General features: G+C 43.9%; 16 protein-coding genes, 1 tRNA gene, 1 other RNA gene and 1 other annotated feature. Of the genes, 5 read left to right on the forward strand and 13 right to left on the reverse strand.

Translation table 11 applies throughout. From position 1 onward, the window contains the following. Positions 1 to 341: 341 nt before the first annotated feature. From JOC95_RS21110 to tadA, 7 genes are all read right to left on the reverse strand, one after another. Positions 342 to 608, reverse strand: a complete 267-nt coding sequence (locus tag JOC95_RS21110; RefSeq protein WP_204420205.1) for a pro-sigmaK processing inhibitor BofA family protein — start codon at positions 606 to 608, stop codon at positions 342 to 344. 211 nt (positions 609 to 819) lie between these two features. Then, on the reverse strand, positions 820 to 1,032 hold the full coding sequence (locus JOC95_RS21115; RefSeq protein ID WP_204420207.1) for a YaaL family protein: 213 nt from the start codon (positions 1,030 to 1,032) through the stop codon (positions 820 to 822). Between the two features lie 36 nt (positions 1,033 to 1,068). Then, entirely contained in the window at positions 1,069 to 1,665 is a 597-nt protein-coding gene (gene recR / locus JOC95_RS21120) for a recombination mediator RecR (RefSeq protein WP_204420210.1), read from the reverse strand. Positions 1,666 to 1,675: 10 nt separating this feature from the next. After that, positions 1,676 to 2,002 carry a YbaB/EbfC family nucleoid-associated protein gene (locus tag JOC95_RS21125; RefSeq protein ID WP_204420235.1) on the reverse strand — a complete coding sequence of 109 codons (327 nt, stop codon included), beginning with the start codon at positions 2,000 to 2,002 and terminating at the stop codon, positions 1,676 to 1,678. A 33-nt stretch (positions 2,003 to 2,035) separates the two neighbouring features. Further along, the gene (gene dnaX / locus JOC95_RS21130; RefSeq protein ID WP_204420212.1) at positions 2,036 to 3,727 is read right to left on the reverse strand and encodes a DNA polymerase III subunit gamma/tau; all 1,692 of its coding nucleotides are present in this window, start codon (positions 3,725 to 3,727) and stop codon (positions 2,036 to 2,038) included. A 159-nt stretch (positions 3,728 to 3,886) separates the two neighbouring features. After that, positions 3,887 to 4,151: signal recognition particle sRNA large type (gene ffs / locus JOC95_RS21135), an RNA gene on the reverse strand. 111 nt (positions 4,152 to 4,262) lie between these two features. Further along, positions 4,263 to 4,748 carry a tRNA adenosine(34) deaminase TadA gene (tadA, locus tag JOC95_RS21140; protein ID WP_204420214.1) on the reverse strand — a complete coding sequence of 162 codons (486 nt, stop codon included), beginning with the start codon at positions 4,746 to 4,748 and terminating at the stop codon, positions 4,263 to 4,265. Positions 4,749 to 4,830: 82 nt separating this feature from the next. Between tadA and JOC95_RS21145 the strand changes: the two genes are divergently transcribed. From JOC95_RS21145 to JOC95_RS21160, 4 genes are all read left to right on the forward strand, one after another. Continuing rightward, complete coding sequence (locus JOC95_RS21145) at positions 4,831 to 5,370, forward strand: cysteine hydrolase family protein (RefSeq protein ID WP_204420216.1); 540 nt, start codon at positions 4,831 to 4,833, stop codon at positions 5,368 to 5,370. Between the two features lie 67 nt (positions 5,371 to 5,437). Beyond that, complete coding sequence (locus tag JOC95_RS21150; protein ID WP_204420218.1) at positions 5,438 to 6,751, forward strand: glycoside hydrolase family 18 protein; 1,314 nt, start codon at positions 5,438 to 5,440, stop codon at positions 6,749 to 6,751. A 138-nt stretch (positions 6,752 to 6,889) separates the two neighbouring features. Next, entirely contained in the window at positions 6,890 to 7,531 is a 642-nt protein-coding gene (locus JOC95_RS21155; protein WP_204420220.1) for a deoxynucleoside kinase, read from the forward strand. Beyond that, the gene (locus JOC95_RS21160; protein WP_204420221.1) at positions 7,528 to 8,196 is read left to right on the forward strand and encodes a deoxynucleoside kinase; all 669 of its coding nucleotides are present in this window, start codon (positions 7,528 to 7,530) and stop codon (positions 8,194 to 8,196) included. The genes JOC95_RS21155 and JOC95_RS21160 overlap by 4 nt, the downstream gene beginning before the upstream one ends. Positions 8,197 to 8,339: 143 nt before the next feature. Here JOC95_RS21160 and JOC95_RS21165 read toward each other — a convergent pair. The 6 genes from JOC95_RS21165 to guaB form a co-directional block, all read right to left on the reverse strand. Further along, a tRNA-Ser gene (locus JOC95_RS21165) sits at positions 8,340 to 8,432 on the reverse strand. A 96-nt stretch (positions 8,433 to 8,528) separates the two neighbouring features. Beyond that, positions 8,529 to 9,806: a serine--tRNA ligase gene (serS, locus tag JOC95_RS21170; RefSeq protein WP_204420223.1), complete on the reverse strand. Its 1,278-nt coding sequence runs from the start codon at positions 9,804 to 9,806 to the stop codon at positions 8,529 to 8,531. Between the two features lie 48 nt (positions 9,807 to 9,854). Further along, positions 9,855 to 10,094: a binding site (T-box leader), on the reverse strand. Positions 10,095 to 10,161: 67 nt separating this feature from the next. Continuing rightward, a complete protein-coding gene (gene pdxT / locus JOC95_RS21175; RefSeq protein ID WP_204420225.1) occupies positions 10,162 to 10,737 on the reverse strand; it encodes a pyridoxal 5'-phosphate synthase glutaminase subunit PdxT in 576 nt (191 codons plus the stop codon). An 18-nt stretch (positions 10,738 to 10,755) separates the two neighbouring features. Beyond that, positions 10,756 to 11,640, reverse strand: a complete 885-nt coding sequence (gene pdxS, locus JOC95_RS21180; RefSeq protein ID WP_204420227.1) for a pyridoxal 5'-phosphate synthase lyase subunit PdxS — start codon at positions 11,638 to 11,640, stop codon at positions 10,756 to 10,758. 232 nt (positions 11,641 to 11,872) lie between these two features. Beyond that, entirely contained in the window at positions 11,873 to 13,231 is a 1,359-nt protein-coding gene (locus tag JOC95_RS21185; RefSeq protein ID WP_204420229.1) for a D-alanyl-D-alanine carboxypeptidase family protein, read from the reverse strand. A gap of 128 nt (positions 13,232 to 13,359) precedes the next feature. Next, on the reverse strand, positions 13,360 to 14,823 hold the full coding sequence (guaB, locus tag JOC95_RS21190; RefSeq protein ID WP_204420231.1) for an IMP dehydrogenase: 1,464 nt from the start codon (positions 14,821 to 14,823) through the stop codon (positions 13,360 to 13,362). 145 nt (positions 14,824 to 14,968) lie between these two features. On the opposite strand from guaB, the gene JOC95_RS21195 reads away from it, so the two are divergent. Beyond that, the gene (locus tag JOC95_RS21195; RefSeq protein WP_204420233.1) at positions 14,969 to 15,937 is read left to right on the forward strand and encodes a YaaC family protein; all 969 of its coding nucleotides are present in this window, start codon (positions 14,969 to 14,971) and stop codon (positions 15,935 to 15,937) included. The last annotated feature ends 274 nt before the right edge of the window (positions 15,938 to 16,211 follow it).

Below are 16,211 nucleotides of genomic sequence, written 5' to 3' on the forward strand. Positions count from 1 at the left end.
TTCATCCTGAGCCAGGATCAAACTCTCCAATAAAGAGTTTGAGCTTATGCTCAAATGTTGACTAGCTTATGTTACATTTTCGTTCTTTGTTAATCTCTATAAGATTAACGTGGACGCTGTTGTTTTGTTTAGTTTTCAAAGAACTTTTTTATGAGCCGTTCTCTCGAAGCGACTTTATTATCTTATCACACTGCCGAAAGCGAGTCAACAACTTTTTTAAAAAGAAGTTTTTTAGAAACGCAATTCGTTTGTGACAACGAAATCTAATATACCATTTTAATGATACCAGAGTCAATAAGAAAATATAAAAAAGATTCCTCTTTTTCGAGAGGAACCTAGACTTACTGAATGATATACATTTGGATGATCACCAAGGCTGCCACCCCGGGTATTCCAAGCACCCCTGAAATGGCAGAGGTGGCAAAGTTGATCGGGACATGTATCCCCATTGAATTTCCAAATGCATTCAAGAAAAACAAGAACAGCGCACCTATCATTATTTTAATGGCTGTTTGTCCGACAAACCGCAATGGTTTAAGGGGAGTCCCCACTATAAGAACCAATAATATGAGCGCTCCTATTACTCCAATCACAATCAATGGCTGCAAACCTGCTCCCTCCTCAGCTTGTACTATATTGTAATTGTATGTTCTCCTGCTGATTTCAGAACAATCTGCAGAAGTTTATAAGCGTTACCCTTCTAGGAATGCACAATGGGGATACCTTCTTCTTCTATATATATAGAAAGTTGCCCTTCCATCTACTACAACCTAAAAAAAATACCGCAGCCTGTCCGGCTGCGGTATGTAAGGAGCTTCTCTATTTTACTGTCATTCTTGCTCGAACTTCTTTTAATAGGAAAAGATATTTGGCTTCTGCCATTTTGAGCTGGCAGATTACCTCTTCGGATGGCTCCACACTTTTTTCAACAAGGCTTTTCTGTTTTGTCCAACGATCTTTGCACGACTCGGTTGTTTCCATGAGCTTGGCATCGAACTGTTTTTTCAAGCGGTCTTTTTTACGAAAAAACATAGCTAGTGTTAGCCCCTTTATATGGATTTATCAAATTTAAATTTCTCTTCTTCCTTCTAACGCCTTGGAAAGTGTCACTTCATCTGCGTATTCAAGGTCCCCACCAACCGGCAGACCATGTGCAATTCGTGTCATTTTGATTCCTGTCGGTTTTAGAAGCCTTGAAATATACATGGCTGTTGCTTCTCCCTCGATGTTGGGGTTGGTAGCCAAGATCAATTCCTGGACCACATCATCCTGTAATCGTTTGATGAGTTCAGGGATTTTGATATCCTCCGGGCCGATTCCATCCATAGGTGAGATGGCGCCATGCAGCACATGATAGAGCCCGTTATAGTCCTTCATCTTCTCCATGGCTATGACATCCTTGGTTTCCTGGACCACACAGATAACTGTCTGGTCACGTCGGTTGTCTTCACAGATATAGCATGGATCTTTATCGGTGATATGTCCGCATACGGAACAGTAGGATAAGTTCCTTTTCGCATTGACCAATGCTTTCGCAAAGTCCAACACTGTGTCTTCTTTCATATTCAATACGAAAAAAGCCAGACGTGCGGCCGTTTTCGGGCCGATACCCGGCAATTTCATAAAGCTGTCGATCAGCTTTGATATAGGCTCAGGATAGTGCATAAAGGTCCTCCTAGAAAAGTCCTGGCATGTTTAACCCTTTGGTGAATTGACCCATTGTATCATTAGTCAACTCCTCCATTTTCTTCAAGGCATCATTTGTAGCAGCCAACACTAGATCTTGCAGCATTTCGATATCTTCCGGGTCTACTACTTCCTCTTTAATATTCACAGAGATGATTTCTTTCTGGCCGTTCACGACAACTGTGACCATACCGCCGCCAGCACTGCCTTCTATCGTCTTTTCTGCCAATTCCTCTTGGGCTTTCGCCATATCCTTTTGCATTTTTTGCATTTGTTTCATCATTTTTTGCATGTTACCCATTCCGCCACCACGCATCATAAGTCATTCCTCCTGTTATTGGTTAATAGTTCATTCTTTTATTTCAATCAGCTCGGGACCAACCAATTTCTTGGCCTCTTCAATAAAAGGGTCCTCTTCCTGCTGGCCACCATCAGTCTCATCCTTCTGACCTCGTATGAAATCCTCACGGATCTGCTGCCACTCCGTTTCCGGTACAGCGAGCATATCGAAGGATTTTCCGGTAAGCTCCAGCAGGATCTGCTCGAGATTCTGCTTTACCTGATCATCGGATGCCATCTTGCAATGTATCTCATACTTGAATTTTAACACAAAAGCCTGGTTCGAAGCAGCCACCGGCTCACTATCTGTCAATAAAGCTGCATGGGACACCCTATTCTGTTTGCGGAGTGTTTCCAATAGCTGGGCCCAACTGCCTTTGATACTATCCAGATCGCCTCTTGTCGCATTTTTCAACACTTCCTGGATACGCCCGACTGCAGGTTTGAACCCATTGCGTGAACCTCCACCAGATCTTACAGGTGTTTTAGCCGCAGCAGCCGCTTGGTTGGCTTCGACAAGTTTACCAGAAGACAGCTCTTTCACTTTGTTTTCCAGCATGGTGATTTTCTTTATGAGGATATTCACCTGATCTTGGTCTGCCGCTTCTTTCGAAGAACCCTCAAGTTGACAGAGTTTCACAATCGCCACTTCTAGGTAGATCCGAGGATGATTGGTCCACTTCATCTCCTGTTGGCTCTTATTGAGTATATCGATCGTTTCATAGATGGTCTCAGACGGGATTTCCTCCGCAAACGCCTTGAACCCTTCATCCACCTGTACCCTGTCAAGGATCTGCTCAAGCCTTGGTGCTGTCTTATAGAGCAGCATGTCTCGGTAATAGAAAATCAAATCCTCCAAAAACCTGGAAGGGTCTTTTCCTGAACGAAAAACGGAATTCAGGGAATCCAGGGCATCTGCGACATTCTTTTGATGGAGCGCACTCACAAGATCGGTAAGGAAGGTCTGGGACACCGATCCCGTGATGGAGAGCGCATCCTGGACAGTCAGTTTCCCGTCGCTGAAGGAAATGGCCTGGTCCATCAGACTCAAGGCATCACGCATTCCACCCTCGGCCGCTCTTGCAATGACTGCAAGTGCATGTGGCTCGCTTTCGATCTCCTGTGCATGCAGCACGGTCTCCAATCTGCCGACAATGGATTCCGCAGTGATCCTTCTGAAGTCAAATCGCTGACAGCGCGAAATGATGGTCAGCGGAATTTTATGCGGCTCGGTTGTAGCCAGGATGAAGATCACGTGCTTCGGAGGCTCTTCCAGTGTCTTTAATAGTGCGTTAAATGCTCCAATGGAAAGCATATGTACTTCATCTATGATATATACTTTATACTTGACCGCGCTCGGTGCATATTTCACCTTGTCCCTGATATCACGGATTTCATCGACCCCATTATTGGAGGCTGCATCGATTTCCATTACATCGGAAATGGAACCATCTGTGATTCCCCTGCAGGAGGGGCACTCATTGCAAGGCTCTGCAACAGGAGCGTGTTCGCAGTTCACTGCCTTTGCTAATATCTTTGCCGCACTCGTTTTACCGGTTCCTCTTGGGCCGGAAAACAGATAGGCGTGGGAGAACTTCTGTTGAAGCAGGGCGTTTTGTAAGGTTTTGGTTATATGTTCCTGTCCCACGACATCCTGAAAAAGCTGTGGTCGAAAAACACGATATAAAGCTTGATATGCCACCAATATGCCCTCCTTCTTTCTTATCCTTTCCATTATACCGTAGAAATGGAGTCAATTTCAAAAGCAAACATGAATTGGCTTGATTTATTTTCAGTCTAAAAAAGTACAGCAAAAAACCCACCCTGTAATAGAGTGGGTTTGAATGACTATTTATAACTGCCGTGCACCTTCTGTCGATTAGCCACCATAAGCGTTACTTAAGCAGTTAGCTCGACCCAGGCAACCCTGCGGCACATGAGAGAGTCCGCTTAATGCTGCTTCCTTCCGGACCTGACATGGTTCACGGGTTCCCATTGCGCAGGACCCAGGTGTCAACACCACTTACTTAAGGCAGACCCTACAGCCTGCTAACCTCGAGAAGGGATTCAGCCTCGCTAGAGCGGATTGCGAGTTCAGGGCACCGCTACCTCCCCGCTTAGCACGACAAAATTAAAACCAAAAGGTTTGTGCGTCTTTATGTCCGACGCATAATTTAGTATAAGGGAAAAAAGGAAAAAATGCAACCACAACCATCTGTAAAATTTTAGGCGTCTGTTTACTGCTGCATCTTTTTCTCCTTTTTCTTTTGGCGAAGCTTCCTGAAAAAATCGGAAAGCAATGCTCCGCACTCTTCCCCGAGCACTCCACTCACTATCTCGGTCTGATGATTGAATCGAGGTTCATCCAACAGGTTCATCAATGTGCCTGCACAGCCTGCTTTCGGATCCATGGCTCCAAACACCACTTTTTGCACGCGTGATAAAACGATGGCCCCCGCACACATCGGACATGGCTCGAGCGTGACATATAGGGTGGTATCCTCAAGCCTCCACGTACCCAGTCTCTTGCAGGCATCATCGATTGCCAGTATTTCTGCATGGGTAATGGATCTCTGGGTGGTCTCTCTCAAGTTATGTGCTTTTGCAATAATCTCTCCGTCCTTGACTATTACAGCACCTATTGGCACTTCCGCCAACTCCTCCGCTTTTTTTGCTTCTTCTATCGCCTGTTTCATAAACCATTCGTCGGTATTTTCCTGCATAACCCGGATTCCTTTCTTTTTGCATGCTCGTTTATATTCTTGTCAGAAGTTCCATACACTAATCTGCATGAGGTGATAATACTTGGAGCACACTGCTTTACTTATAATTGATATTATCAATGATTTTCAGTTTAAGCACGGAAAAACACTGGCAAAGAAGACCGCTGCCATTGCACCCAATATATTAAAGCTAAAAAAACTGATGAAGGCGAACGGACTTCCCATCATCTATGTAAATGATCATTATCAGCTATGGCAGGCAGACTATAATAAGATAATGGAGAAATGCAGTAATCCACTCAGTAAAGGCATCATTGAAAATCTCCGTCCAGAAGAGGATGACTATTTTCTGATCAAGCCGAAGCATTCCGCGTTTTTTGGCACTGCGTTGCATACCCTTCTTTCCCAGTTGGGGGTGAACTCTCTGATCCTGACAGGAATTGCTGGAAATATCTGCGTCCTTTTCACCGCAAATGACGCTTATATGCGGGAGATAAAGCTCCTTGTACCAACTGATGCCATTGCCTCGACAGCGGATGAGGACAATGAATATGCCCTCACGATGATGAAAAATGTCCTGAAGGCCACTATTTACACTACAGATGCGTTAGTGAACGGGTAAAGAACTTGCATGAATCCCTCCACCGCTTCATACATTGATAAAGGATGATGAATAGGAGGGACGAACCATGCAAATTCATGTCGTTAGGCAAGGACAATCAATTTACGGGATTTCGCAGGCTTACGCTACGACCCCTGAAGATATAATAGAAGCAAACGAACTTCCCAATCCCGATAACCTTGTAATAGGGCAGGCGCTTGTAATCCCGATTGTCGGACGGTTCTATTATGTACAGCAAGGCGACACCCTTTCTTCAATAGCAAGGAGATTCAATACAACACCACAGCGCCTGGCACAGATCAACCAATTGAATACCAATCAGCCACTCCGGCCCGGATTCAGACTCTATATCCCGCCACAGCCAAAAAGGGAAGCAGAAATCAATGCATATATTGAGCCCAGCGGAAATACAGTATCCCCACAACTCGAACAGAGTGCAAGGAACACGGCTCCTTATTTGACCTATCTTGCACCTTTCAGTTTTCGCGTGCAGCGGGACGGCTCTTTAAAGGAACCGCCACTGAACAACTTTCCGCAAATAGCGGAGGCCAATAACGTCACACTCATGATGGTCCTCACTAATCTGGAGGAGGACGGCTTCAGTGATGAGCTTGGCCGGATCATTTTGACGAATATGTCTATCCAGAACAAATTTCTTGATAACGTGGTAGCAACTGCAAAGAAATATAACTTCAAGGATATCCATTTTGATTTTGAATACTTGCGGCCAGCTGATAAGGAAGCCTATAATACATTTTTACGAAAAGCACGCGACCGTTTCAAAAAGGAAGGATGGCTCATTTCCACGGCATTGGCCCCTAAAACAAAAGCAGACCAAAAAGGTAAATGGTATGAAGCCCATGACTACAAAGCACACGGGGAGATTGTCGACTTTGTCATCATCATGACCTATGAATGGGGCTATAGCGGCGGACCGCCTATGGCAGTTTCACCAATCGGTCCTGTAAGGGAGGTACTCGAGTACGCATTGACAGAGATGCCTGGCAATAAAATCATGATGGGACAGAACCTATACGGCTATGACTGGACGCTTCCCTTCAAGCCAGGCGGGGAGTTCGCAAAAGCAATCAGCCCACAGGCTGCCATCCAGCTTGCCAGTGATAATAATGCTGCTATAGAATACGATGTGAAGGCACAGGCGCCTCATTTCAATTACTGGAAGGAAGGAAAAGAACATGAAGTCTGGTTCGAGGATGCACGTTCGATACAGGCAAAGTTTGATCTATTGAAAGAATTGAACCTGAGAGGGATCAGCTATTGGAAACTCGGACTTTCCTTCCCGCAAAATTGGCTTTTGATCACCGACAACTTCAATGTGGTGAAAAATCCGACAGCACGGTGGCATCAATCATATAAATAAAAAGGTTGGAGGCTGAATGGGATTCAGTCTCTTTTTTTCATAATTTCCTAATCCATATCGACAATATCTGTGATAGAATGTTAAATGTCTGTCAAAATATTGATGAGTGTTCGGTTTAAATAAGGGGGTTCGTTTAAGATGCAAGCAACACCATTTATTACTGTTGAAGGACCGATTGGTGTTGGAAAAACCTCGCTTGCAAAGAAGATTGCAGAGGAGTTCCAGTATCAGTTATTAAAAGAAATAGTAGACGAAAATCCTTTTCTCGGAAAATTCTACGAAGATATAGATGAGTGGAGTTTCCAGACGGAAATGTTTTTTCTATGCAATAGATATAAGCAACTAGAAGATATCGATCGGCTTCATTTAAAGAACGGGGCACCGGTTGTGTCGGATTATCACATCATGAAGAATCTTATATTTGCAAAGCGTACATTAAGGGATAAACAGTATGACAAATACCTGCAAATCTATGACATCCTGACATCGGATATGCCAAAACCAAATGTCATCATCTATTTGCATGCAAGTTTGGACACCTTATTAAGTAGGATTGAAATGCGTGGGAGAGATATTGAAAAGAAAATCGACCCGCTTTATCTCCAACAGCTCAGTTTGGATTATGATGAAGAAATGGACCGACTGGAACGACAATATCCATCCCTGCCGATATTACGCTTCAATGGGGACGAAATAGATTTTATACAGCGTGAAGAGGATAAAGAAAAGATCTTCAACCAATTGCGCGATACCTTGGAAAAAGGAGTTATCATTAAATGAATCTACGTGAAAAATACGGCATCCCATCCAATGCGGTCATTACGATTGCCGGAACAGTGGGTGTCGGGAAATCAACCATGACAAACGCTTTAGCAAACGCACTAGGCTTTCGTACCTCTTTCGAAAAAGTAGATACCAATCCATATTTGGACAAGTTCTATGCGGATTTTGAACGCTGGAGCTTTCATTTGCAGATCTACTTCTTGGCAGAGCGCTTTAAGGACCAGAAGAAGATTTTCGAGTATGGCGGAGGCTTCGTTCAGGATCGTTCTATTTATGAAGATACTGGGATTTTCGCAAATATGCATTATGAAAAAGGGACGATGACGAAGGTGGATTATGAGACCTATACAAGCCTGTTTGAAGCAATGGTCATGACCCCATACTTCCCTCATCCCGACCTCTTGATCTATCTGGAAGGAAGCTTGGATGATATCTTAGGAAGGATCCAGGAACGCGGACGTCCGATGGAGCAGCAAACACCAATCTCTTACTGGGAAGAAATGCACGAGCGTTATGAAAAGTGGATCAACAGCTTTCACGCGTGCCCTGTTCTTCGCTTGAATATCAATGACTATGATGTTTTGAGAAATTCCAATTCCGTTGAACCTATCATCGAAAAGATTTCCCATCATATGAAGCAGTCACTTCTGCTAAAAAAATAAGCCGCCTATATAGGCGGCTTATTTTATTGTCCCAGACGGCGTCGCTTCCATCTTTGACAATAAAAAAATCGTTACTTTCTCCAATGTAACGAACAATCTCCATTTTATGCGCTTTAGGTAAAATCACCTTTTATAAATAATGATGGAGGAGGAAGGGGGATTCGAACCCCCGCGGGTTTTGACACCCCTGTCGGTTTTCAAGACCGATCCCTTCAGCCGGACTTGGGTATTCCTCCGTATCAACAAAAAGTAATATATCATATTTCAAAATAACTTGTCAACGCAATAAAAAAAAAGGATGAAGAATTTTTTCCCCATCCTTTTTCTGTTCACTATTTAGTCATAATTTCCTTGCCGCCCATGTATGGACGCAATACTTCAGGGATCACGACAGAGCCATCAGCCTGCTGGTAGTTCTCGATGATGGCTGCAACTGTACGTCCAATTGCCAGACCAGAACCATTCAATGTGTGCACATGTTCCGGCTTCCCTTTTGGATCACGACGGAAACGGATGCCTGCACGGCGTGCCTGGAAGCTCTCAAAGTTACTGCAAGAAGAAATCTCACGGTACGTCTCGGCACTTGGGATCCATACTTCGATGTCGTACTTTTTCGCAGCGGTAAAACCAAGGTCTGCGGTACACATGCTCAGCACACGGTATGGCAGTCCAAGAAGCTGCAATACCTTCTCCGCATTACCTGTTAGTTTTTCCAGTTCTTCATAAGAATCTTCCGGCTTCACAAACTTCACAAGCTCCACTTTATTGAATTGATGCTGGCGGATAAGACCACGGGTATCACGGCCTGCAGAACCCGCTTCAGAACGGAAGCATGCACTGAATGCCGCATAGTTGATCGGCAGCTGATCGGCACTCAGGATTTCATCTCGGTGCATATTGGTAATCGGTACCTCAGCAGTCGGTACAAGGAAGTAGTCTTCTTTTTCAATCAGGAAAGCATCTTCCTCGAATTTAGGAAGCTGCCCGGTCCCTGTCATACTTGCACGATTTACGAGGTAAGGAGGCAGCACTTCCGTGTATCCATGCTCATCAACATGTAGATCAAGCATGAAGTTGAAAAGGGCCCTTTCCAATCTCGCACCAAGTCCGCGATAGAATACAAATCGGCTTCCCGTTACTTTGCCAGCACGCTCGAAGTCAAGGATCCCAAGCTCATCTGCAATGTCCCAGTGTGCTTTTACCTCGTGGTCAAATACCGGAACCTCTCCCCATTTGCGGACCTCCACATTATCATCCTCTGTTTCGCCGACAGGCACGCTCTCATGAGGGATATTCGGAATGGACAATAGAAGAAGCTCCAAAGTCTCTTCCACTCCCCTTAATTCATCATCAAGCTCTTTTACTTTGTCCCCGACTTCCCGCATTTCCTTGATCAAGTGATCAGCATCCTGCTTTTCACGCTTCATGACAGCAATCTGTTGGGATACTTCATTACGCTTGCTTTTCAGTTGTTCTGTCTGCCCCAAGAGATCTCTTCTTTTCGCATCAAGCTCCTCAAAACGGTCAAGATCAGTCAAGTCCTCCCCGCGGTGAGTAAGCTTCCCTTTAATTTCTTCAAAATTGGCACGCAATAATTTTAAATCCAACATTTTTCCTGTTCCTCCTTTTTTAAAAAACACAAAAAACCCCCGTCCCCTAATAGGGACGAGAGTTTGATATCCCGTGTTGCCACCCTTGTTGAAAAAGGCATATATAACCTTTTCCCACTTCATTCGATAACGGTAATAATCTTACCGAAGTGACTTACTATACCTATAAAAAGGTAATTCGGTTCACTGCTCAAGGATGGATTCTCAAAATGTCCTACATCGGTTTCCACCAGCCACCGACTCTCTAAAGTAAAACAAGCTGATACTATTTCCTCTCAACGCTTTGGCTATATTTTCTTGTTAACGAATAATTTACTACAAGTTTCTCTTACTTGCAATAGTTTTATACACAAATTTATTTAGACTCTTTCACCATATTGACGAAATACTGCGTAATCCGATGATCGTCCGTCAATTCCGGATGGAATGAACAGCCAAGGAATTGATTTTGTCTTGCAGCAACAATGCGGCCATTATGCTTACAGAGGACTTCGACATCCTCTCCGACCTCCACGATATGAGGGGCACGGATAAAGACGCCGACAAAGTCATTGGCAACGCCTGCGATCGTAAGCTCCGCCTCGAAGCTGTCGACTTGGCGGCCAAATGAATTACGTTCCACCTTGGCATCCATCAATCCTAGATGCGGCTCATCATATCCGACAATTTCGTTCGCAATGAGAATTAGTCCTGCACACGTACCAAAGACCGGCTTTCCACTTGCCCCGAATTCCCGCAATGGCTCCATGAAAGAATATTTATCAATTAAACGACGCATGGTCGTGCTTTCCCCACCAGGAATAATCAGACCATCAATCTCAGCAAGCTGTTCCACTTTCTTTACGACAATTGCCTCTGCTCCAGATGCCTCGATCGATCTTACATGCTCCCGAACTGCACCTTGAAGTCCAAGGACTCCAACTTTCACCATGATTCAAAACTCCTTTACTTACCAGCCACGCTCTTGCATGCGATTTTCAGGCAATAATGTAGAGATTTCGATACCTTTCATTGCTGCACCCAGACCTTTTGATAGGCTTGCAATCAATTCGTAGTCTTGGTAATGAGTAGTCGCTTCCACGATTGCTCGTGCAAATTTAGCTGGGTTGTCTGATTTGAAAATACCAGATCCAACGAATACCCCGTCCGCTCCCAATTGCATCATTAAAGCTGCATCTGCAGGAGTCGCAATTCCACCAGCTGCAAAGTTAACAACCGGAAGACGTCCAAGACGCTTGATTTCAAGAAGCAATTCAAATGGTGCACCTAATAGCTTCGCTTCTGTCATCAATTCATCTTCGTTCATTCCTACAACTTTACGAACTTGAGCATTTACTTTACGGATGTGACGAACTGCCTCTACGATGTTACCAGTTCCCGGCTCACCTTTTGTACGAAGCATGGAAGCACCTTCTCCGATACGGCGTGCAGCTTCACCAAGATCACGGCAACCACAAACGAACGGTACTTTATATTGACGCTTGTCCAAGTGATACTCTTCATCGGCAGGAGTCAATACTTCACTCTCATCGATGTAGTCTACACCCATCGCTTCCAAAATGCGCGCCTCCACGATATGTCCGATACGGGCTTTAGCCATTACCGGGATCGTTACAGCCTTCATTACCTCTTCAGTGATTGTAGGATCTGCCATGCGTGCAACCCCACCGGCTGCACGGATATCAGCAGGAACACGCTCTAATGCCATAACCGCTACTGCTCCAGCTTCCTCAGCGATTTTAGCCTGCTCAGCATTGACAACGTCCATGATGACGCCGCCTTTTTGCATTTCTGCCATTCCACGTTTTACACGATCAGTACCTGTTAATGTCATCGAGAATTCCCCCTGTATGTAGATTAAAATAGTTTTAAATAAAATAGACTTTATCCATAGGATTTTCTTACACGTCCTTTATTTTACCTCAATTCCGATAAAAATCCTAATAAATTTCTTTTACGTTTGGAAAATCCTCCAGGGTCCAGCGTGCCCGGCACATTCCCGTTATAAAAAAATAAGTGCAGTAAGACCTGGAAGTCTTTCCGCACTTATTTTGTTTGCTCTCTTATCAGAATAACCCTTTGATGGAACTAGCAATGGTGGACCATAAGTCGGAGAAGAATCCTCCAATACCACGCATCGTCAGGACGAACCAGTTTGCTTTTTCAACAGCTTCTGTCGTCACTACTTCTGCCTTTGCACCACTTTTATTTTCCTCAAATAGGTAGCCTGTTGTATCTTCCCCAGTATATTCAACTGTGAGATAACCAACCTTTGCCCCTTTTTCGATAGGAGCAGTGATTTCTTTCTTTTTGTTTACCAACTTTTCATCAAACACATATAACGGCTCAAAGTTTTCTTCTTCGCCACGTTTCACCAATACTTTTAACGGTTCACTTGTTGCAACTTCCACATTTTTCTCTTTCCCTTTTACTACTTTCAAATTGGAATTTTCATCTATTTGATAGTTCGCAGGGTAGATTTCTTTTACCGAGAAGTTTGCATAACCATAATCGAATAGTTTTCTTGTTTCGTCAAAGCGTGCTTCCACATCTGGATTTCCGCTTTCATTCTTCGCATTCATTACCACGGAAATAAAACGCATGCCGTCCTTCTGTACAGTACCTGTAAAAGAATACCCGGCAAAGTCCGTGTACCCGGTCTTGATACCATCTACACCTTCATATCCCTTTACAAGGGTAGGGATCATCCAGTTCCAGTTGGACATTTCGATTCTGTCTTCCGTATCTTCGCGGAATACTTTTTTGTCGATGCTAGAAGTATCCAGAAGTTCCGGGAAATCCTTCAGCAAGTGATAAGCAAGCTTGGCAGTCGCACGCGCTGACATCACATTTTCTTCATCGGCAGCAGTGTTTGCCGGATGCATTCCGTATAGATCTGTATTGTTCAAACCGGTTGTATTAACAAATTTATAATCTTTCAATCCTAATTCTTCTGCTTTTTCATTCATTTTTTCAACAAAAGCTTCTTCGGAACCAGCAACCATTTCAGCCAGTGCAATCGTTGCTCCGTTTGCTGAGTAGATGGCCATCGCCTCGTATAGTTCCCTTGCATTGTATGTTCCATCTCTGCGCAATGGAACGTTTGATAAACTAGTATCCTGTGAAATAGTATGAACATATTCAGTTACATTGTACTGATCGTCCCATGATAGTTTTTTCTCATGTACAGCCTCAAGAATCAGGTATTCTGTCATCATTTTCGTCATGCTTGCAATTCCTAGTACTGTATCGATATTCTTTTGGTAGATGATTTTCCCAGTGCTTTGTTCAAGTAGTAGAGCAGCTTCCGCATTTATGTTTAAATGGTCATTTTCCTCTGCTTGTACATCTTGTATGGATAGAATCGTCGTCAATAAAGTAATGGCTAATAAACTAGCAATAAAACGTTGAAGATTTTTTTTCACAATAAATAACCCTCCAGAAACTTTTTCACATAGTCGTTATTCTACCACACTATTTCCAAAAAAAATAGACAGAGAAAGACTTGTTCTTTCTCTGTCACATCTATGACTTAGCACCTATACTATTGTTATCAAATGGAATAGTTGGGAGATTCTTTTGTGATTTGGACATCATGTGGATGACTCTCACGAAGTCCTGCACCCGTCATCTTAACAAATTGGGAGTTTTCCCTTAAGGCTTGTAGGTCCTTTGTTCCACAATACCCCATTCCGGAACGAAGTCCGCCAACCATCTGGTAGATGGTATCGGCAACAGGTCCTTTATAAGGGATGCGCCCTTCGATGCCTTCCGGAACAAATTTCTTGTTGTCCTCCTGGAAGTAGCGATCCTTGCTTCCTTTTTCCATCGCACCGACAGAACCCATGCCGCGATACACTTTAAATCTTCTGCCTTGGAATATTTCCGTTTCTCCCGGGCTTTCTGTCGTACCGCCAAGCATACTGCCGAGCATGACAGCATGACCGCCAGCTGCCAAAGCCTTCACGATGTCCCCGGAGTATTTAATACCGCCATCCGCTATGATGGATGCACCATGCTTGCGTGCCTCAGTTGCACAATCATAAACAGCTGTAATCTGCGGTACCCCGACACCAGCTACCACACGGGTTGTACAGATGGAACCAGGTCCAATCCCAACCTTGATTACATTTGCCCCTGCTTCAATCAAGTCCTTCGTCGCTTCGGCTGTTGCCACATTCCCGGCAATAATATTCAGGTTTGGATACTTGCTTCTGATCTTCTTCACTGTATCCAAAACCCCTTGTGAGTGACCGTGTGCAGTATCAACAACGATCGCATCGACGCTTGCCCCAACCAGTTTATCGACACGAAGCATCGTATCGCCTGTCACACCTACAGCTGCCCCTACAAGCAGTCTGCCTTGATCATCCTTGGAGGAATGAGGGAACTCAATGACCTTTTCAATATCCTTTATCGTGATAAGACCCTTTAAGATGCCTTCATTATCAACTAGTGGCAGCTTTTCGATCTTATATTTCTGTAAAATGCTTTCCGCCTCTGCCAAAGTCGTACCAACAGAAGCAGTTACGAGGTTTTCTTTTGTCATGACATCAGAAATCGGAATGGAAAAATCTTGGATGAAACGAAGATCCCGGTTTGTAAGAATACCTACAAGCTTTTGCTCTTCCTTATTATTCACAATCGGTACACCGGAAATTCTGTACTTGCCCATTAAATGTTCTGCATCAAACACTTGATGATCGGGAGTTAAAAAGAAAGGATCCGTAATAACGCCTCTCTCGGAACGTTTTACTTTATCCACTTGCTCAGCTTGCTGCTCAATGGACATGTTTTTATGGATGATCCCAAGTCCACCCTGTCTTGCCATCGCTATAGCCATCTCAGCTTCCGTCACAGTATCCATACCGGCACTGATAATCGGGATATTCAATTGCAAGGTATCTGTCAGCTTCACCTTTAAGTCCACATCTCTAGGCAATACCTCAGACTTGGCTGGTACAAGTAATACGTCATCGAAAGTTAATCCTTCTTTTGCAAATTTGCTTTCCCACATGACAAAATTTTCCCCCTTCTTTTCCTCGAATATATTTATAGTAGATTATCAACTGGACAAAATACTGTCAAGGATACTAATATAAGTTGTATTTTTCTAAAAATTTAATTTATATCCAAACCAATCGAGGAAGTGGCAGAAAATCATGGCTCACTCTAACTTAAATCTATTTCATCCATTCCTGTCTGTTGAAACCGCCCAGAAATTACTAAAAAAAAGCTATAAAAAAAGGCAGGTCGAAAACCATGATCAAAAGAGCTATCAAAACGCTTACAGTTTCATCTACTTTATCGAACACGGATTAACCTACCTTCAGCAATCCAAAGTTTCACCCCTCTCCATAAAACCCGTTCTCTTATTTTATGGAATGATCCAACTGCTGAAAGCATGCCTGCTCACTGTAGATCCCTCCTATCCTGAATCAACTGCAGTCTTGGCTCATGGAGTATCTACGAGAAAAAGAAAGAAACAAAGCTATGAATTCATCCAGGATGAAGTAAAAATACAAAAGAACGGCCTTTTTTCTCACATAAGCGACAAAATGTTTCATGTGAAACAAATGGAAGGGACAAAATACTCCATGCAAGAACTTCTCTACTCCATTCCGGAGTTGGAAGCCGCCATAAAAATCACAAAAAATAAAATGTCTTTTCTGCCTATAGGCCTTGCAACCGATTCAACTGTTTCCATTCCCAATTCGATACTTGACGACTATAAAATGACCCAGGAACGGTTCATTCAGTATTTCGAGTCTAACACGTCCTATATACATTCAGGAAAAGAACAATCCAAGCAGATGATGACCTTCAACGGTAAGCAGGAGAATCAGTCCTTAAGCTATTCCCCTCTACTTTATCATCATCAAAAGTCGATGCTTTATATCCCAAGGAAAAAGGAGCATTTCACTTTCTTTCCGGAGGTGCTAGTACATTACCTCCTGCTCTATAACCTGAGCATGATCTGCCGCTACGAAACTGAATGGTGGGGAGAACTCCTCCACACCTTCAACAGCAGCGACCTATCACTCATCATCGAATTCCTGGATATCACCGCAGAAAAAACAACCCACTACCTGCACTCATTCCTAACGCGGGTATTCGATATCGAAGACTAAATTTATGTATGCCGGGCACAGGAGGCATTCATCTCCTCTGCCCATACCCCAATCCCCACACCTCACCAGTGCCTGGCCCCTCCACCCACTAACCAACCAATTTCTCCTCCAAACAAAAAAGAGGGGCCTGGCACTGATAAGTACCATCCCCCAACTACGCCAATCCAAAGATGCGAACCAAAAACAACTCCCACAACAACACCAGTGCCTGGCCCCTCCACCCACTAACCAACCTCTTTCTCCTCCAAACAAAAAAGAGGGGCCTGGCACTGAT

The sequence above is a fragment of the Sutcliffiella tianshenii genome (assembly GCF_016908565.1).
Classification (GTDB): Bacteria; Bacillota; Bacilli; order Bacillales; family Bacillaceae_I; genus Sutcliffiella_A; species Sutcliffiella_A tianshenii.